This is a genomic window from Vibrio variabilis, assembly GCF_003263785.1.
Taxonomy (GTDB): domain Bacteria; phylum Pseudomonadota; class Gammaproteobacteria; order Enterobacterales; family Vibrionaceae; genus Vibrio; species Vibrio variabilis.
Genome location: NZ_JYJK01000139.1, coordinates 31,945 through 50,888, shown reverse-complemented (window position 1 = coordinate 50,888; position 18,944 = coordinate 31,945). Strand labels below are relative to the sequence as shown.

The 18,944-nt window shown below is 47.3% G+C and carries 16 protein-coding genes and 3 pseudogenes; 3 read left to right on the top strand and 16 right to left on the bottom strand.

Annotated features, from left to right (window positions below; translation table 11 throughout):
- The first annotated feature begins 1 nt into the window (after nt 1).
- Nucleotides 2–1,538 (top strand): annotated as a pseudogene (gene ilvA / locus TZ48_RS23300) (threonine ammonia-lyase, biosynthetic).
- Nucleotides 1,539–1,579: 41 nt separating this feature from the next.
- Here the strand turns inward: ilvA and punR are convergent.
- Nucleotides 1,580–2,478 (bottom strand): annotated as a pseudogene (gene punR, locus TZ48_RS23295) (DNA-binding transcriptional activator PunR).
- Between the two features lie 138 nt (nt 2,479–2,616).
- Between punR and punC the strand changes: the two are divergent.
- The gene (punC, locus tag TZ48_RS23290) at nt 2,617–3,822 is read left to right on the top strand and encodes a purine nucleoside transporter PunC (RefSeq protein WP_112481054.1); all 1,206 of its coding nucleotides are present in this window, start codon (nt 2,617–2,619) and stop codon (nt 3,820–3,822) included.
- A gap of 73 nt (nt 3,823–3,895) precedes the next feature.
- Here the strand turns inward: punC and TZ48_RS23285 are convergent, their stop codons facing one another.
- A complete protein-coding gene (locus TZ48_RS23285) occupies nt 3,896–4,672 on the bottom strand; it encodes a transporter substrate-binding domain-containing protein (protein WP_112481052.1) in 777 nt (258 codons plus the stop codon).
- 92 nt (nt 4,673–4,764) lie between these two features.
- Between TZ48_RS23285 and TZ48_RS23280 the strand changes: the two are divergent.
- Nucleotides 4,765–5,507, top strand: a pseudogene (locus tag TZ48_RS23280) (amino acid ABC transporter permease).
- 92 nt (nt 5,508–5,599) lie between these two features.
- On the opposite strand, the gene glmU reads toward TZ48_RS23280, so the two are convergent.
- From glmU to mnmG, 14 genes are all read right to left on the bottom strand, one after another.
- The gene (glmU, locus tag TZ48_RS23275) at nt 5,600–6,961 is read right to left on the bottom strand and encodes a bifunctional UDP-N-acetylglucosamine diphosphorylase/glucosamine-1-phosphate N-acetyltransferase GlmU (protein ID WP_112481050.1); all 1,362 of its coding nucleotides are present in this window, start codon (nt 6,959–6,961) and stop codon (nt 5,600–5,602) included.
- A 152-nt stretch (nt 6,962–7,113) separates the two neighbouring features.
- Nucleotides 7,114–7,536: a F0F1 ATP synthase subunit epsilon gene (locus TZ48_RS23270; protein WP_042478114.1), complete on the bottom strand. Its 423-nt coding sequence runs from the start codon at nt 7,534–7,536 to the stop codon at nt 7,114–7,116.
- 18 nt (nt 7,537–7,554) lie between these two features.
- Nucleotides 7,555–8,958: a F0F1 ATP synthase subunit beta gene (gene atpD / locus TZ48_RS23265; RefSeq protein WP_006073055.1), complete on the bottom strand. Its 1,404-nt coding sequence runs from the start codon at nt 8,956–8,958 to the stop codon at nt 7,555–7,557.
- A gap of 35 nt (nt 8,959–8,993) precedes the next feature.
- Nucleotides 8,994–9,860, bottom strand: a complete 867-nt coding sequence (atpG, locus tag TZ48_RS23260; RefSeq protein ID WP_042478116.1) for a F0F1 ATP synthase subunit gamma — start codon at nt 9,858–9,860, stop codon at nt 8,994–8,996.
- Nucleotides 9,861–9,901: 41 nt separating this feature from the next.
- Nucleotides 9,902–11,443: a F0F1 ATP synthase subunit alpha gene (gene atpA, locus TZ48_RS23255; RefSeq protein WP_006073059.1), complete on the bottom strand. Its 1,542-nt coding sequence runs from the start codon at nt 11,441–11,443 to the stop codon at nt 9,902–9,904.
- A 13-nt stretch (nt 11,444–11,456) separates the two neighbouring features.
- A complete protein-coding gene (gene atpH, locus TZ48_RS23250) occupies nt 11,457–11,990 on the bottom strand; it encodes a F0F1 ATP synthase subunit delta (protein ID WP_042478162.1) in 534 nt (177 codons plus the stop codon).
- Between the two features lie 14 nt (nt 11,991–12,004).
- Nucleotides 12,005–12,475 carry a F0F1 ATP synthase subunit B gene (atpF, locus tag TZ48_RS23245; RefSeq protein ID WP_112481048.1) on the bottom strand — a complete coding sequence of 157 codons (471 nt, stop codon included), beginning with the start codon at nt 12,473–12,475 and terminating at the stop codon, nt 12,005–12,007.
- Between the two features lie 82 nt (nt 12,476–12,557).
- Entirely contained in the window at nt 12,558–12,812 is a 255-nt protein-coding gene (atpE, locus tag TZ48_RS23240; RefSeq protein WP_006073065.1) for a F0F1 ATP synthase subunit C, read from the bottom strand.
- Between the two features lie 57 nt (nt 12,813–12,869).
- Nucleotides 12,870–13,673, bottom strand: a complete 804-nt coding sequence (gene atpB, locus TZ48_RS23235) for a F0F1 ATP synthase subunit A (RefSeq protein ID WP_112481046.1) — start codon at nt 13,671–13,673, stop codon at nt 12,870–12,872.
- 8 nt (nt 13,674–13,681) lie between these two features.
- A complete protein-coding gene (locus TZ48_RS23230; RefSeq protein ID WP_112460758.1) occupies nt 13,682–14,071 on the bottom strand; it encodes a F0F1 ATP synthase subunit I in 390 nt (129 codons plus the stop codon).
- Between the two features lie 190 nt (nt 14,072–14,261).
- Nucleotides 14,262–15,143, bottom strand: coding sequence for a ParB/RepB/Spo0J family partition protein (locus TZ48_RS23225; protein WP_112481044.1), 882 nt, complete (start codon nt 15,141–15,143; stop codon nt 14,262–14,264).
- Nucleotides 15,144–15,163: 20 nt separating this feature from the next.
- Entirely contained in the window at nt 15,164–15,937 is a 774-nt protein-coding gene (locus TZ48_RS23220; RefSeq protein ID WP_042502439.1) for a ParA family protein, read from the bottom strand.
- A 13-nt stretch (nt 15,938–15,950) separates the two neighbouring features.
- Entirely contained in the window at nt 15,951–16,583 is a 633-nt protein-coding gene (gene rsmG, locus TZ48_RS23215) for a 16S rRNA (guanine(527)-N(7))-methyltransferase RsmG (RefSeq protein ID WP_112481042.1), read from the bottom strand.
- Nucleotides 16,580–18,475 (bottom strand): tRNA uridine-5-carboxymethylaminomethyl(34) synthesis enzyme MnmG, encoded by a 1,896-nt coding sequence (gene mnmG / locus TZ48_RS23210; protein WP_112481041.1) that lies wholly within the window; start codon nt 18,473–18,475, stop codon nt 16,580–16,582. Before mnmG ends, rsmG begins: the two co-directional genes overlap by 4 nt.
- Between the last annotated feature and the right edge of the window lie 469 nt (nt 18,476–18,944).

Below are 18,944 nucleotides of genomic sequence, written 5' to 3'. Positions count from 1 at the left end.
CATGAGTGACGTAGATAATCATCCCGTATCTGGCGCAGATTATCTGCGTCAGGTTCTCAGAGCACCTGTCTACGAAGTGGCGACCGTGTCGCCGCTTCAAGATATGCCAAGACTCGGCGCTCGCATCGGTAACCAAGTCCAAATCAAGCGTGAAGACAGACAGCCGGTTCACTCATTCAAGCTTCGCGGCGCCTACAACATGGTGGCGAACCTTAGCGATGAGCAAAAGCGTGCTGGTGTCATTGCCGCTTCGGCGGGGAACCACGCTCAAGGCATGGCGCTGTCAGGTACTAAGCTCGGCATCAATACCACCATCGTGATGCCAAAAACCACACCAGACATCAAAGTCGAAGCAGTACGCGGCTTTGGTGGCAACGTGGTACTTCACGGCAGCAACTTTGATGAAGCGAAAGCCGAAGCTGAGCGCCTCTCAAAAGAGCATGGCTATACCTTTGTCCCTCCTTTCGATCACCCTTTGGTGATTGCAGGACAAGGCACTATCGGTATGGAAATGCTGCAGCAAAATGGTCACCTTGATTACATCTTTGTCCCTGTGGCGGCGGTGGTCTGGCAGCGGGTGTCGCCGTGCTGGTTAAGCAGCTTATGCCTGAAATCAAAGTGATCGCGGTTGAACCTGAAGATTCAGCTTGCCTTAAAGCCGCGCTTGATGCCGGTGAACCCGTTGTGCTTGATCAAGTGAGCATGTTTGCTGACGGCGTCGCAGTGAAGATCATCGGTAACGAGACCTTTAGACTGTGTCAGCAGTACATTGATGGCCACATTACTGTGTCTAGCGATGAGATTTGCTCTGCGGTAAAAGATATCTTTGAAGATACTCGTGCCATTGCTGAGCCTTCTGGCGCATTGGCGCTGGCTGGTCTAAAGAAATTTGCCGAAAAGCATCAACTGAAGGACAAGCAGCTGGGTACCGTGCTGTCTGGCGCAAACACCAACTTCCACGGTCTTCGCTACGTCTCTGAGCGCTGTGAACTGGGTGAAAAACGTGAGGGCTTACTCGCGGTGACTATTCCAGAGCGCCAGGGGGCTTTCTTTGAATTCTGCAATATCATTGGCGGGCGTGCCGTTACTGAGTTTAACTACCGCTACAACGACGATGATCTCGCAAATATTTTTGTGGGTGTAAGACTGGTTGGCGGCCAAGATGAGCTGGATGGCATCATCAGTGATCTACGAACCGGTGGCTATCCTGTCGCTGATCTCTCTGACGATGAGATGGCGAAACTGCACATTCGCTATATGATCGGCGGTAAGCATCTAAGCAGCTTAAAGAGCGCTTATACAGCTTTGAGTTCCCAGAATACCCAGGCGCCCTGCTTAAGTTCTTGAGCACGCTGGGTACGCATTGGAACATTAGCCTGTTCAATTATCGCAACCATGGTGCCGACTACGGGCGCGTATTGTGTGGATTTGAACTTGAAGATAGCGATCTTAGCGAGTTCTCCACTCACCTTCGAGAGCTTGGCTACCAGTGTAAAGATGAAACGGATAACCCGTCCTATAAATTCTTCTTATCCTAGGCTGGAAATAAAGATCAACGGGAAGCCATCGCTTCCCGTTTTTATGCCAACCAATCTCGATAAAGCTTATCTTCCTCACCAAGGTAATCAAGTAACCACTCTAGTAGCTTATGGTTATCATGCTTTCTCCACACCATGCACACTCACTAGAAAGTTTGGCATCTGGGAGTACGCGCTCAACCAACAAACCTTGCTCAATAAGCGGTCTTGCCATATGACTTGGCATATAACCAATTCCCACATGACTTTTTAGGCACTCAATCGCCGTAAACCAGTTCGGTAGCAACAATCGGCGCTGCTGCGGGTAGTGTTCGGTGTGGCGTTTGGGCAGCTCACGTGAGGTGTCATCAATACAAATGGCGGGATATTGGCTCACAACCAACTCATCCAAGACATCCACCAGCGCACATGGATGAGTGGGCGACATCACCAGAGCCCAATCTAGACTACCTATTTTTTTGACTCCATACTCACCACTCACTGGCACGGCGGATGTGGCGCCAATTACGATATCGGCACGCTCTTGGGATATGGCCTCCCAAGCGCCATTGTAGACTTCCATATTGATCTGCAGCTCAGCAAACTCAAACTCGCGATAGAAGTCTTCAATCAGCTCTGAAAGTTTGTCGACCTTAACGATATTATCTAAGGTCAGCTTTAAGCTACTTTGCCAGCCTTGTGCTGTACGGCGAGTTTGATGAGTAAGCTCATCCATACGGCGCAACATCTGCCGAGCCTCCAATATGAACACTTCCCCTGCGGGCGTCAGTTCGACTTTACGTGGTAAACGAGTAAAGAGTTGTACACCAAGCTCTTGTTCTATTTGGCGAACACTATAGCTAATCGCAGAAGGGACTTTATGCAGCACTTGTGCTGCCGCGCTGAAACTCCCCAGATGCGCAACGGCATCGAGCATTTCTAGTGAAGAACGTGAGTACATAACGAGCTTTCAAAATATTTGATGGATAACCACAAAATATAGCGTTTTATTTTTCTTTTTTCCAAAAATAGAATACTCGTCATCAGCAGTATGGGCTGGCGCCAAACCATTCCTGTGAAATTATTTCAAGGAATAACAATGAAAATCTCTAAACTTCAACTTATCTACTTATCCGCATTATCCATGTTGGGCTTCATTGCCACGGATATGTACTTGCCTGCATTTAAACTTATTGAGCAGGACTTTGCTACTGGACCAGAGCAGATCGCACTATCACTGACGGTGTTTCTTGTCGGTATGGGTCTGGGTCAATTTGTATGGGGACTGGCCAGCGATCGCTTTGGTCACCGCAAAACACTGTTTGCTGGACTGACTATCTTTACCATCGCGTCATTTGGTTTAGCTTGGAGTGAACAAGTATGGCAGTTGCTATCGCTGCGTCTGCTGCAAGCGATTGGTGTCTGTGCACCCGCTGTGATCTGGCAGTCTATGGTTATCGATAAATTTGATAAGAAAACCAGCCAGCAGGTTTTTGCCACCATTATGCCTCTGGTCGCGTTATCGCCAGCGCTCGCGCCACAACTTGGTGTACTCCTGACAGAAATGTGGGGCTGGCATAGTATTTTTGTGGTGCTTGCGATCACAGGTGCACTACTGGCAATGATCACCCTATCACTTAAAGATCAGCCAAAACCCATCGAGCAACGATCGTCCATTAGCGCTGATCTTAAGAGTCTGTTTGGATCGAGAGAGTACATGGGTAATGTGATCATGTACGGCGTAGCATCAGCGGCATTTTTTGCGTACCTAACCGGTATGCCAGAAATCATGAGCCAACTGGGTTACTCGGCAAAAGACATTGGTCTTAGCTTTATCCCTCAAACTGTGGCGTTTATGGTCGGCGGCTATGCGGGTAAAAAGCTGGTGGCAAAACTCGGTGATGATGCTGTACTCAAGCAGCTTCTTGGCTTAGAAACCGTGGCCATCTTGATGGTGTTTGTGGCATGTCAGTGGGCGCTTAGCAGTGTATGGCCAATCCTGTTGCCATTCTGTCTACTAGCCGTCGCTAACGGTGCGCTCTACCCAATCGTGGTAAACCGTGCACTATCCAGTGCAGCGCATTGCTCGGCAACGGCTGCCGGTCTGCAAAATAGCCTACAGATTGGTGTTAGCAGCCTAGCCAGTGCCATAGTGGCGGCATTTGCTGTGATGGCACAGTCTGCGGTTGGTTATGTGATTCTTGGCTGCTTAGCGGTCATGTGGATTGGCTATTTGATTGCCAACCCAGCAATCACGGAGGAGTTAACGGTTCCAGATAACGCCCGCGTAGTAAGCGACGAATAACTGCCAAAAGGGCGACCGAGCATATGCGCGGTCGCCCTTTCTATTTATCGACTGTACTTATTATCGACTACAGTTACAGACTTTTCAGTCCCCACTTTTCTGCGGTAGCATCAAAGAAGCCCTGAGTCTTCTTGAGCTCTACCCAGTGATTCACGTAGTTAATCCATACTTGGTCTTTTTGCGGCAGCAACATAGAAATAGGTGTTGGCTTACGAGGCTCCGCGACTGGCACAATCGCCAATTGCTTAAACTTAGTCACCAAAGTAGCCGCTTCCACATTTGAGGTCACAGAGACATCAGCGCGGCGAGCCAATAGCTCTTGGAAATCACGAGCAGGCGCTTCAATGACAATATGCTCGGCATCTGGGAAGAAATCTTTGACCATCTTCTCTTGCACCGTACCTAGTGTTGCCGCCACCTTAACATCAGGTTTGTTAAAATCTGCCCAATCCGCATACTTTTCAAGATCTTTCTTTTGTACCACTGGCACAAAGGCTAAGTAGAAATACGGTTGGCTGTACCCTGCGACCTTAGCGCGGGACATGTTAAGTGACGCGCTTCCCGTGATATCGTATTTGTTGGCGGTAATACCGTTAACCAATGTCTTCCAATCGGTCGCCACATACTCAACCTTAACGCCAAGATCTTTGGCAAGCTCAGTGGTCACATCAATATCAAATCCACGATAAGAGTTGGTCGCCGGATCTTTCATGGTCATCGGGTTCCAGTCTCCCGTGGTGCCGACCCTAAGCACACCTGAGTCTAAGATCTCTTGTAGACGACTGGTTTCCGCCGCTACCTGACTGATAGAAAGAAAAGTAATAATAAAGCCCAGAATCCACTTCTTCATTGAATAGTCCCTAAAATTATTAAACATTCGTGGTACATCCTTGATAACATAGCAGTAACAGATGGAATTTTCAGGAATAATTAGGGACGATTGTGAGCTATCGATTACTTGCTGCTGTTTTGTGCCTACCACTACTAAGTGGTTGTTCTGATTACGAGTGGGGCTGGTATGTGCTCGACCCCTCCACCGAACAAGGAAAAACCAATCTCGCTTCTTGTTAGCCGGTTTTAAGGACACCATCTATGTGTCACTGCTCAGTATGGTGTTTGCCATGCTGTTGGGTCTGCTTGTCGCCTTCCCTGCGCTTTCTGAAAAACCTTGGCTACGTGCTATCAACCGTATCTACGTCGAAGTCATACGCTCTATTCCTGTCCTGGTACTGCTACTCTGGGTCTATTACGGTATGCCGACGCTGCTAGACATTTCACTCAACCATTTCTGGGCAGGTGTGATAGCACTGACTGTCGCGGAGAGTGCTTTTATGGCCGAGGTCTTTCGTGGTGGTATTCAAGCCGTGACTCGTGGTCAACATGAAGCGGCGGAGTCACTTGGGCTCAACTATTGGCAGAAAATGCGCCTGGTAATTTTACCTCAGGCATTTAGGCAGATACTGCCACCGCTGGGGAACCAGTTTGTCTACATCTTAAAGATGTCTTCACTGGTGAGTGTCATTGGCTTAAGCGACCTGACTAGACGCGCCAACGAGTTGGTGGTTAACGAGTACTTACCATTGGAGATCTATACCTTCCTAGTATTGGAATACTTAGTGCTGATTCTGCTGGTTTCTCAAGCCGTACGCTGGCTAGAAAAAAGAATTGAGATCCCGAGTCACTAATCCACCAGCACGTTATGCCATAACGATTAATCAAACATCAAAAACTAAAAAGGGTCTCAATGAGACCCTTTTCTATATAAATGTAATCGTGATTACTTTTTCTTTACTGGACGCTGCCAGCCTGTGATTTTGCGCTCTTTAGCGCGAGTGATCACTAACTCACCTTCCGCTACGTCTTTGGTTAGCGTGGTACCCGCACCAATCGTTGCGCCATCAGCAATTGTCACTGGAGCCACTAGCTGGCTGTCGGAGCCAACAAACACATCGTTTCCGATAATGGTCTTAAACTTATTCGCGCCATCGTAGTTACAGGTGATCACACCTGCCCCAACGTTAGTACGCTGACCGATCTCTGCATCGCCAAGATAGGTAAGGTGGTTTGCTTTCGAGCCTTCACCTAAGCGTGCATTCTTGACCTCAACAAAGTTACCCACGTGAGAGTCATTACGCATATCTGCACCCGGACGCAGGCGAGTGAATGGACCTACAGTACACTGCTCACCGACCGTCGCACCTTCAATTACGCTGTATGGACGCACGACGGTGTTGTCATCGATTTCACAGTCTTTCAACACACAGCCAGCGCCAATCACCACGTTATCACCTAGCGTGACGCTACCTTCGATGATGACGTTAGTGTCGATTTCGACATCCATGCCACACTGCAACTGACCACGTAGGTCAAAGCGTGCTGGATCACGTAGCATGACACCCTGCTCGAGCAGCTTCTGTGCTTGCATCGACTGGAATGCACGCTCTAGACGCGCTAGCTGAGCGCGATCGTTAACACCTTCAACCTCAATTGGATTCGCAGGGTGTACCGCTTCAACGGCACGGCCTTCGTCATGTGCCGCTGCTATCACGTCTGTCAGGTAGTATTCACCCTGAGCATTATCGTTGCTAAGGCCTGATAACCAGCGCTTAAGATCGCCGCCCGTTGCGACCATCACACCCGTGTTGATCTCTTTAATTAGCTTCTGCTCTTCAGTCGCGTCTTTTTGCTCGACAATAGCCACTACAGGGCCATTCTTACGCACGATACGACCGTAGCCCATTGGGTTATCCAACACCACTGTAAGCAGTGCAATACCGCCTGTTGGCTGCGCGTCCAATAAGTTTTCAATGGTTTGTTCTGAAATCAGTGGAACGTCACCGTAAAGCACTAGAACTTTCTCGTCATCAGCTAGATGAGGTGACGCTTGGTCAACTGCGTGACCTGTACCCAGTTGGTCTGCTTGTAGTACCCAATTGACTGTCTCTTGTTCAAGAGCCGACTTCATAAGGTCGCCACCGTGACCATACACTAGGTGGATGTTTTGAGAGCCCAAACCTTCACAAGTATCGATGACATGTTTCACCATCGGCTTACCCGCTAGGGTATGCAATACTTTCGGTTTATTGGAATACATGCGGGTTCCCTTTCCCGCGGCGAGTACGACCGTACTAAAATTCATCTATCTAACCATATAGTTGGAAATCTATTCTCGTCATTTTAGCCATGAATACCCTTACTGTTAACGTTATGATGCAAATTCTCTATAAAAAATAAGCAAAAAGGCGACCTAACGGTCGCCTTTTTCATCGCGGTCAATCTAATCGAGCTAGATTAACGACGTTTCTTTGTCAGTTCGATTACTCGAAGCTGAGCAATGGCTTTAGCCAGTTCACTGGCCGCTTGCGCGAAGTCCATGTCGCCATGCTGATTAGAAATAGATTCTTCAGCTTTGCGCTTGGCTTCTTCTGCCTTTGCTGCGTCTAGTTCTTCACCACGGATAGCCGTATCAGCCAGTACAGTCGCTGTACCAGGCTGAACTTCTACAATACCACCAGAGACATAAATGAACTCTTCGTGGCCGTGCTGTTTAACGATACGCACCATACCAGGCTGAATAGCGGTCAGCAGCGGTGTGTGACCATGGAAGATACCAAGTTCACCTTCGCTACCGGACACCTGGAACGTTTCTACGCGACCAGAGAAAAGCTTTTTCTCAGCGCTGACTACGTCTAGGTGAAAGGTTATTGCTGCCATATCGCCTCCTATTTAGCCTTATAGCTTCTTAGCATTCTCGATAGCATCGTCGATAGTACCGCAGTACATGAACGCTTGCTCTGGAATGTCATCGTAGTCACCAGCTAGTAGACCTTTGAAGCCACGTAGAGTCTCTTTAAGAGGTACGTAGATGCCAGGGTCGCCAGTAAATACTTCCGCTACGTGGTAAGGCTGAGTTAGGAAACGCTCAATCTTACGAGCACGAGATACCACTTGCTTATCTTCTTCAGATAGCTCGTCCATACCTAGGATCGCGATGATGTCTTTCAGCTCTTTATAACGCTGCAGTGTTTGCTGCACGCCACGAGCAACCTCGTAGTGCTCTTGACCAACCACTAGAGGATCAAGCATACGAGATGTTGAATCTAGTGGGTCAATCGCTGGGTATAGACCCATAGCAGCGATGTTACGGTTAAGTACAACCGTTGCATCCAAGTGCGCGAACGTTGTTGCTGGAGACGGGTCAGTCAAGTCATCCGCTGGTACGTATACCGCCTGTACAGACGTGATAGAACCCGTTTTCGTTGACGTGATACGCTCCTGTAGTACACCCATCTCTTCTGCAAGAGTTGGCTGGTAACCTACCGCAGATGGCATACGACCTAGAAGTGCCGATACCTCTGTACCTGCAAGTGTGTAACGGTAGATGTTATCAACGAACAGGAGTACGTCACGACCTTCGTCACGGAACTTCTCTGCCATTGTTAGACCAGTCAATGCAACACGTAGACGGTTACCTGGTGGCTCGTTCATCTGACCGTAAACCATTGCTACTTTTGATTCTTCAGGCTTCTCAACGTTTACAACGCCCGCTTCCTGCATCTCAAAGTAGAAGTCGTTACCTTCACGAGTACGCTCACCTACACCCGCAAATACGGATAGGCCTGAGTGTTGTAGTGCGATGTTGTTGATAAGCTCCATCATGTTAACGGTCTTACCTACACCTGCACCACCGAATAGACCGATTTTACCACCCTTAGCGAATGGACAAACCAAGTCGATTACTTTAACACCCGTTTCTAGAAGAGCGACTTCGTTAGATTGCTCTTCGTAGCTTGGCGCTTCACGGTGAATCGCATAGCTTTCTTCCGCACCGATCTCACCACACTCGTCAATCGCATCACCAAGTACGTTCATGATACGACCAAGAGTCTTAGTACCTACTGGTACTGAGATTGGCGCGCCTGTGTTCTCTACTGTTACGCCACGACGTAAACCATCAGAGCTACCCATTACGATACAACGAACTACGCCACCGCCTAGCTGTTGTTGAACTTCAAGAACAAGACGCTCTTTAGAGTCCGTTACGTTTAGAGCGTCGTATACACTTGGTACGTCACTCTGTGGGAACTCTACGTCGACTACCGCACCGATGATCTGTACGATCTTACCTGTAGCCATCGTTAATCCTCTAATCTATTTCGTTTTACCTAAGCTTAAACCGCAGCTGCGCCGCCAACGATTTCTGATAGTTCTTGTGTGATAGCCGCTTGACGCGCCTTGTTGTACACAAGCTCTAGATCATCAATCAAGTTGGTCGCATTGTCCGTTGCAGCTTTCATTGCAATCATTCGAGCCGCTTGCTCACAAGCAAGGTTCTCTACCACACCTTGATACACTTGAGATTCGATATAACGAAGCAATAGTGCATCTAGTAGTGGTTTTGGCTCAGGCTCATAAATGTAGCCCCATGAATGTTCGCGCTGCATCTCGTCACTGTCAGATTTAGGCAGAGGTAGCAATTGATCGATCGTTGGTTCCTGAATCATAGTGTTCACAAAGTGGTTATACACTACGTACAGGCGATCCAATTCGCCTTCGTCATATTTCTTCAGCATCACGCCTACAGTACCGATTAGGTCTTCCAGGCTAGGCTCATCACCCAGACCAGACACCTGTGCCGCTACTTTAGCACCGCTGTTGTTAAAGAATGCCGTTGCTTTTGAGCCAATCACAGCCAGCTCAACTTCAGCACCTTTTTGTTTCCAATCCTGCATCTCTAGGACAGCTTTTTTGAACAAGTTAATGTTCAAGCCGCCACAAAGACCACGGTCGGTAGAAATAATGACATAACCAACACGCTTGGCTTCACGCTCTTCTAGGTACGGATGTTGGTACTCTAGGTTTGCGTTAGCCAAATGACCGATCACTTTACGCATAGTTTCAGCGTATGGACGAGAAGCTTCACGCGCGTCTTGCGAACGACGCATTTTTGAAGCTGCTACCATTTCCATCGCTTTCGTAATTTTCTGAGTGCTTTTCACACTACCGATTTTATTACGTATCTCTTTTGCGCCGGCCATCGTTACTCTCCATAAGTGGTGACCAAAAGGTCACCCACCAATTACCAAGTCTGAGTTGCTTTGAAATCGTCAGTCAGTTTCTTAAGCTGAGCTTCGATATCGTCGTTGTAAGCACCCGTAGTGTTGATCTCTTTTGCAAGATCAGCATATTGACTGTGAGCATACGATAGAAGCGCTGCTTCGAAGTCTAGAATCTTGTTGATTTCAACATCATCTAGGTAGCCGCGCTCAACAGCAAAGATAACTAGCGCTTGGTCAAATACAGACATAGGAGCGTATTGCTTCTGCTTCATTAGCTCTGTCACTTTTTGACCGTGGCTTAGCTGACGCTTCGTTGCTTCATCTAGATCAGATGAGAACTGTGCGAATGCCGCTAGTTCACGATAAGCCGCTAGTGCAGTACGGATACCGCCAGATAGCTTCTTAATGATCTTAGTCTGTGCTGAACCACCTACACGAGATACTGAGATACCTGGGTCAACCGCTGGGCGTACACCCGCGTTGAAGGCTTCAGTTTGTAGGAAGATCTGACCATCGGTAATCGAGATTACGTTCGTAGGTACGAACGCAGATACGTCACCCGCTTGAGTTTCGATGATAGGAAGAGCCGTCAAAGAACCCGTCTTACCTTTCACTTCACCATTAGTGAAACGCTCTACGTACTCTTCGTTTACACGAGCTGCACGCTCTAGTAGACGTGAGTGGAGGTAGAATACGTCACCTGGGAATGCCTCACGGCCTGGTGGACGTTTAAGTAGTAGAGAGATCTGACGGTAAGCTACCGCTTGCTTAGATAGATCATCATAAACAATCAGAGCGTCTTCACCGCGGTCACGGAAGTACTCACCCATTGCACAACCAGAGTATGGCGCAAGATATTGCAGTGCAGCAGATTCAGATGCAGATGCGACAACAACGATAGTGTTCTGTAGTGCACCGTGCTCTTCCAGTTTACGCACAACGTTTGCGATAGTAGATGCCTTCTGGCCAATCGCTACGTAGATAGAGAAGATACCAGAGTCTTTCTGGTTGATGATTGCATCGATCGCCATCGCGGTTTTACCGATCTGACGGTCACCGATGATAAGCTCACGCTGACCACGACCGATTGGGATCATTGAGTCAACTGACTTATAACCAGTTTGTACTGGCTGATCAACCGATTTACGGTCGATTACACCCGGTGCAATCACTTCTACTGGTGACGTAAGTTTCGCTTCAATTGGACCTTTGCCATCGATTGGCTCACCTAGCGTGTTGACAACACGACCAAGCAGTTCAGGACCAACTGGTACTTCAAGAATACGACCAGTACCTGTTACTTTCATGCCTTCCTTAAGGTCAGCATATGGGCCCATTACTACCGCACCAACCGAGTCACGCTCAAGGTTAAGTGCTAGTGCATAACGGCCACCCGGTAATTCAATCATTTCACCTTGCATCACGTCCGCTAGGCCGTGGATGCGAATGATACCATCGCTTACCGATACGATAGTACCTTCATTACGAGCTTCACTCACAACATCGAAAGATTCGATACGCTGCTTGATCAGGTCGCTAATTTCTGTGGAATTAAGTTGCATGCTCCAATCCCCATCAAGACTGCATTGCTTCACTCAGGCGGTTCAAACGACCACGTGCTGAGTTATCAATTACAAGATCTCCGGCTCGAATAATAACCCCACCAAGTAGGGTCTCATCTACACTGCAATTCAGCTTAACTTTGCGCTCAAGACGCTTTTCAAGTTTGTTGCTGATCTCAGTGCGCTGCTCTTCGGTTAGCTCAGATGCAGAAATCACGTCTACATCGATTTGCTTTTCTAGTTCTTTTTTCAGCTCTAGAAACTCAACTAACACATCAGGCAACGCGACTAGTCGACCATTTTCAGCCATCACCTTAATCAGGTTTTGACCAAATTCATCAAACTGTTCACCACCAATTGCGTTGAAAATTTCAGCCACTCGCGTCGCTGTTACAGAGCCTGAAATCAGGTCTGCAATTTCATCGTTCTTAGCGATTGCAGCGGCAAACGTTAGCATTTCGACCCACTGGTCTAGCGCTTGTTTTTCCACCGCAAAGTCAAATGCTGCTTTAGCATAGGGGCGTGCGATTGTAGTCAATTCAGACATAGGCGCCCCTCGCTTTAAAGTTTCGCAGTAATATTGTCGAGAATATCTTTTTGCGCATCTTTATCGATACTACGCTCAAGAATCTTCTCAGCACCAGCTACAGCCAGAGTTGCAACCTGTTTGCGCAGGTCATCACGAGCACGGTTACGTTCCGCTTCGATTTCCGCTTCCGCTTGCGCTAGGATTTTTTGACGTTCTGCCAAAGCTTCCTCACGAGCTTCATCGATAATCTGAGCTTTACGCTTGTTTGCTTGCTCAATAACCTCAGTTGCAGTGCGCTTCGCTTCTTTCAATTGATCAGAAGCGTTGGCTTGTGCTAGATCCAAGTCTTTTGCAGCGCGTTCAGCCGCTGACAGACCGTCAGCAATTTTTTTCTGACGCTCTTCAATCGCATTCATGATTGGCGGCCATACATATTTCATGCAGAACCACACAAACATTGCGAATGAGATTGCTTGACCTAGCAGAGTTGCGTTCATATTCACAACAGCTACCCCTCTAAAGATTCATTGACGAGCTAAAGTGTAATCAGGTGACAAGTCCGAAACTTGCCAAGACAAAAACTGATTAACCTAGCTGACCAACGAATGGGTTCGCGAATGTGAATAGAAGTGCGATAACAACACCAATCATAGGAACCGCATCAAGTAGACCAGCGATGATGAACATCTTAACTTGAAGCATAGGAGCCATTTCAGGTTGACGAGCAGCACCTTCTAGGAATTTACCACCTAGCAGACCAAAACCGATCGCAGTACCGAAAGCAGCCATACCGATAATGATACCTACGGCGATTGCAGAAAAGCTCAGTAAAGTTTCCATTACTATCTCCAATTTATAGTTGTTGGCTAAAATTTGCCTAAATAAAACGCGTTAATATTAGTGATTGTCTTCGTGAGCCATCGATAGATAAACGATCGTTAGCATCATAAACACGAAGGCCTGAATCAAAATAACTAGAATATGGAATATCGCCCATGGTAGTGAGCCCATCCATTGTAAATACCATGGCAGCATTGCCGCACAAAGAATGAAAACAACTTCACCCGCAAACATGTTACCAAACAGACGCATGCCGAGAGACAGTGGCTTTGAAAGCAAAGACACCACTTCGATAAGCATATTGAATGGGATCATGATTGGATTGTTGAATGGGTGTAGTGTCAACTCCTTGATAAATGCCACTGGGCCTTTCACTTTGATGCTGTAGTAAATCATCAGAGCAAAAACACCTAGCGCCATCGCCATGGTGATATTGACATCAGTCGTCGGTACCACTTTCAAGTAAGGGATACCCAACTGCTCTGCAGGATAAGGAATGAAGTCGATAGGCACAAGGTCCATCAAGTTCATCAAGAATACCCAACAGAAGATAGTTAGTGCTAGGGGCGCGATAAGTGCATTGCGTCCATGAAACGTGTCTTTGACGTTTTCATCGACAAATTCCACGATTATTTCAACAAGACACTGCAGTTTGCCCGGCACACCAGCTGTTGCTTTCTTTGCTACTGAACGGAAAATTCCTAGGAAAATTAATCCAGTAAGCACAGAAAAAAACAGGCTATCGATATGTACGTTCCAGAAACTCGACTCGTCCACAAGACCCAAGCTACCTAGTGAAAGGTTGGTCAAGTGGTGAGTGATGTATCCGGCCGATGTTAGCGCTTCACCTGGCGCAGCCATAACTCATCCTATTTTTTGTTGTTAACGAAAATTACTGGAGCCATAAGGTTAATTAAGACGACCAGTAAAAATGTGAGATTCAAGGGAATCACTTCCACCTGAATATACATGTAAGCTATTGAGAATAGGGAGGCTATAATAAGGATTTTCAGAGCGACGCCCGCATAGAAAGACGCGGCAACTTTTTTTGCTGCTCGAGCCCCACTAAAAAGAAATGCGCACAACGCGAAAACAGCATTTGCGATAACAAAACTGCCACCACCAATGAGCGCTGAAATTCCCCACTCAGCATTTACAGCCACTGTCATCCCAACAGCTACTAACGCAACCGCACTGGCCTGTATCAGTAGCAAACGCTTTGCAAGCGCTCGCCCTGGTTTAGCTAATGCCGCTACCATGTATTCTTACCTTTAGTTCTATCCACACTGCACCTAATAACTACTGTGCTGGGAGATTGGCGAAAATTATACTTTCTACCAAAGTTATTGCAATCAAAGCGTATCAAAAAGATACACTTTCATTCACAAAACCATAACTTTCGCACATAAATTGCATTTATAAATAATTGATGTAGGTCAATTATCTCATTTAGCTCTCAAGCTTGGCAATAAGTTGCTCCAATTTGTGAGGTTCATCAAGACTTATCGTCACCTTGGCTTTTCCACTCGCGTTTCTTACCAAAGACACTTTCGCGCCGAGTTTTTCACTCAAACGTAGCGAAATTTCTTGTGCATCACGGTCTTCTGACTGTTTTTTCTCGGAAGAGTTCGGTTTTAAGCACTTTTTCACTAAGTCTTCAGTCTGTCGTACAGTGAGCTGCTTTTTCGCGACAGTTTGTGCGATCTCGCACTGCACATCCCCTTCGAGCGCGAGCAGAGCACGAGCATGACCCATATCGATTTGTTTGCTCTCTACCAGTTTTTTCACTGGTGCTTCGAGTTGATTAAGCCTCAGCAGGTTACTGACTGCGGTTCGTGACTTACCAATCACATCCGCGACCTGCTGGTGGGTGAGTTCAAACTCATCTTGCAAACGCTCAAGCGCTTGAGCTTCCTCGATAGCATTGAGATCTTCACGTTGAATATTTTCGATCAGCGCCATCGCTACCGCCGCGCGATCTTGGACATTTTTCACCAAGCAAGGGACCATTTTTAATCCCGCTTGTCGAGCGGCACGCCAACGGCGTTCACCGGCGATGATCTCAAATTGATCGTGTCCGACATTTCGTACAACAATCGGTTGGATAATACCTTGAGATTGGATGGATGCAGCCAGCTCTTCCAGTGCTTCAGGCGCCATATCTTTTCTTGGCTGATAAATACCTGGTCGAAGGCTGTTAATTGACAGTTCAGTAAGCTGTCCATCACTGGAAAGCGTCTGACTTTGAGTTGCCACCTGCTGCTTTTCTCGTGCAAGCGAACTAGTCGACAGCAGGGCGTCTAGTCCTTTCCCTAAACCACGTTTAGACATCGAATCTTTCCTTAAGAGCGTTAAGCCGTTACTTCTTCTCGTCGTAGCATCTCACCAGCCAGCGCTAAATACGCTTTTGCTCCCGCGGAGTACTTATCGTAGTACATCGCGGGTTTGCCGTGGCTCGGTGCCTCTGCGAGGCGTACGTTCCTAGGGATAACGGTTCGGTAAACTTTGTCGCCGAAGTGTTTTTTCAATTGCTCTGAAACTTCGTTGGCTAAACGGTTTCGTGGGTCATACATGGTACGAAGCAAACCTTCAATCTTAAGGTTTTCGTTGACCACCGCCGCCAGCTTACTGATGGTATCCATCAGCGCGGTTAGACCTTCCAGAGCAAAATACTCACATTGCATCGGCACAAGCACAGAGTCTGCTGCAGCCATCGCGTTAATTGTAAGTAGGTTCAAAGAGGGAGGACAATCGATAAAGATGAAATCATAGTTATCACGGATTGGCGTTAGCGCATGCTTTAAGCGAACTTCGCGCGCAAACACCTCCATAAGCTTGATTTCTGCAGCCGTTACGTCCCCGTTCGCTGCAATTAGGTCAAATTGGCCAGAGGTATCGGTGCACACCACTTGCTCAAAAGGTAGCTCATCAACCAGCAAATCGTAAGCAGTTGTTTCAACCTGATACTTATCGACCCCACTGGCCATTGTCGCATTGCCTTGTGGATCGAGGTCAATCACCAACACTTTACGCTTTGTCGCCGCCATCGAGGCAGCTAAGTTAATACAAGTGGTCGTCTTTCCAACTCCACCTTTCTGGTTCGCGATAGCGACAATTTTTCCCACGACAAGCTCTCCGTTATCCCTTCTTGGATAAGATTACAAGATGACGGTCACCTTCCAACTCAGGAACTTGCAAAGGTTTGATTTCGATCACAGAACACCACGACGGCAGCTCAGCGATCTCCTGATCATGGAGTTGACCCTTTAAAGCATAAAAGCGACCAGACTCAGGTTTTGGTAAATGCTTACACCAGTTAACCATGTCTGTCATCGACGCAAATGCACGACTCAATACTCCATCAAAGCCTTCTCCCGCGTCAAATTCTTCCACTCGAGATTGGACTGGACTGACATTTTTAATCTTCAGTTCGTGCGCAACCTGCTTAATGAAACGAATTCGCTTGCCAAGGCTATCAAGCAGTGTGAATGACTTAGTAGGATGCATGATAGCGAGCGGGACACCTGGTAATCCAGGGCCTGTGCCGACATCGATAAAACGCTCACCCTCAAGGTGCTCACCCACGATGATGCTATCAAGAATATGTTTCACTAACATCTCTTCAGGACGGCGAACCGAGGTCAAGTTGTAAGCTTTGTTCCACTTGTCAAGAAGCTGAACGTAACCGACAAGCTGTTCACGTTGAAGTTCAGAGACCTCTAATGAGGTCTCTGCGATAAGTTGATCAAGTTTTACTCTTAAGTTGCTCACGCAGCTTCACCTTTTTTAAGCACGCCTTGTTTCTTCAAATACACCAACAGGATTGAGATCGCCGCTGGCGTAATGCCTGAAATACGTGACGCAATACCGATCGTTTCCGGCTTGGCTTCCGTTAGCTTGGCCACCACTTCGTTAGAGAGTCCTTTAACATCACTGTAATCGAGATCCGCTGGGATCTTAGTATTTTCGTGACGCAGCGACTTTTCGATCTCGTCTTGCTGTCTCTGAATGTAGCCTTCGTATTTCACTTGGATCTCGACTTGTTCACTTGCTTGGCTATCTTCAAGAGCCGGAGCGAACGTATCAAGCGCCGTTAACTGTGCATAGGTTAGCTCTGGGCGACGCAATAGATCTTCACCACTTGCTTCACGAGAAATCGGCGTTTTTAGCAGAGTATTCAGTGCTTCAACCCCTTGCGATTTTGGATTAATCCATGTCTCTTTCAGGCGCTGGCGCTCTTTGGCCATATTGTCCATTTTCTCGTTGAAACGGCTCCAACGTTGTTCGTTGATCAAACCTAGCTCATGGGCTTTTTCGGTCAGACGAATATCGGCATTGTCTTCACGCAGCAACAAACGGTACTCCGCGCGAGAGGTAAACATACGGTACGGCTCTTTAGTCCCCATCGTTGATAGGTCATCAATCAGAACGCCCATGTAAGCTTGGTCGCGACGTGGGCTCCAGCCCTCTTTGCCTTGTGAGTACAAGCTTGCATTCAGACCGGCCATCAAGCCTTGCGCAGCTGCTTCCTCATAGCCTGTTGTACCGTTGATTTGTCCAGCAAAGAACAGACCTGAGATAAATTTGGTTTCGTAGGTTTGCTTCAAATCGCGTGGATCGAAGAAATCGTACTCAATGGCATAGCCAGGACGAACGATGTGCGCATTTTCGAAGCCTTTCATCGAACGAACGATTTGCACCTGAACATCGAACGGCAAACTGGTTGAAATACCATTTGGATACAGCTCGTGAGTCGTCAAACCTTCAGGTTCAATAAAGATCTGGTGGCTGTTCTTATCGGCAAAACGCATCACTTTGTCTTCAATCGATGGACAATAGCGCGGGCCAATACCTTCGATCACACCGGCATACATTGGGCTACGATCAAGGTTATTGCGGATCACTTCATGAGTGCTTTCATTGGTGTGCGTAATGAAGCATGGGATCTGCGTTGGGTGCTGGGTGCGTTGACCCATGAATGAAAATACAGGTGTTGGGTTGTCACCATGTTGTACTTCAAGTTCAGAGAAGTTCACACTGCGAGCATCGATGCGCGGTGGTGTGCCTGTTTTCAAGCGATCCACTCTAAATGGCAACTCTCGAAGACGACGAGCAAGCGCAATGGAAGGTTGATCGCCCATACGACCACCCGATGAGCTTTCCATACCAATGTGGATCTTACCACCTAGGAAGGTACCCACAGTGAGAACAACAGACTGTGCGTGGAACTTAAGTCCCATCTCGGTGACGACACCGCGTACTTGATCTTGTTCTACGATCAAGTCATCGACAGACTGTTGGAATAGTGTCAGGTTTGGTGTGTTTTCAAGAGCATGACGCACATACGCTTTGTAAAGCGCACGATCTGCTTGCGCGCGAGTGGCACGAACTGCAGGGCCCTTAGAGGCATTGAGCGTACGGAACTGAATACCAGCATGATCGATGGCTTCAGCCATTAGACCACCCATAGCATCGACTTCCTTAACTAAGTGACCTTTACCAATGCCACCAATTGCTGGGTTGCATGACATCTGGCCCAACGTATCAATGTTGTGCGTTAGCAGAAGTGTTTTTTGCCCTGTGCGAGCAGATGCGAGTGCGGCTTCCGTTCCTGCATGTCCGCCACCTACAACGATGACGTCAAATGTTTCGTGATAAAGCATGAACCGACCTCAGTATTCAATCGATAAAATAGACAAACCAAAAGGAGCGGTATTCTACCGCTTTTCTGGTATTGAGAAAATCGCTTTTAAAACATTTTGGATCTAAGAAATAAGAATATAAAGATAAGATCTATATATATGATCTTTTACTAGATCTATTATTAGGATCCACGATCTCTGTGGATAACTCAAAAATGATCAACAATACCATGGATCTTTTTGAGATCGATTGTTGTGATCTAGTGTTGATCTAGGGCTGTATTAACTGGGATCAAAATGGCATTTTATACACAAGGGAAGGGGCGATCAAAACTTGTTCTTTGGATAAATATAGGTTTTTCACCGAAAAGATCATGTTTTATCCACAGAATGATAGGTTAAATAATGTGCAGTTGAGTTTTGTTTGGTAGAAAAAGTTACTCACAGGTACAAAAAAAGCGGCTTATGCCGCTTTTTTCACACGCAGGGT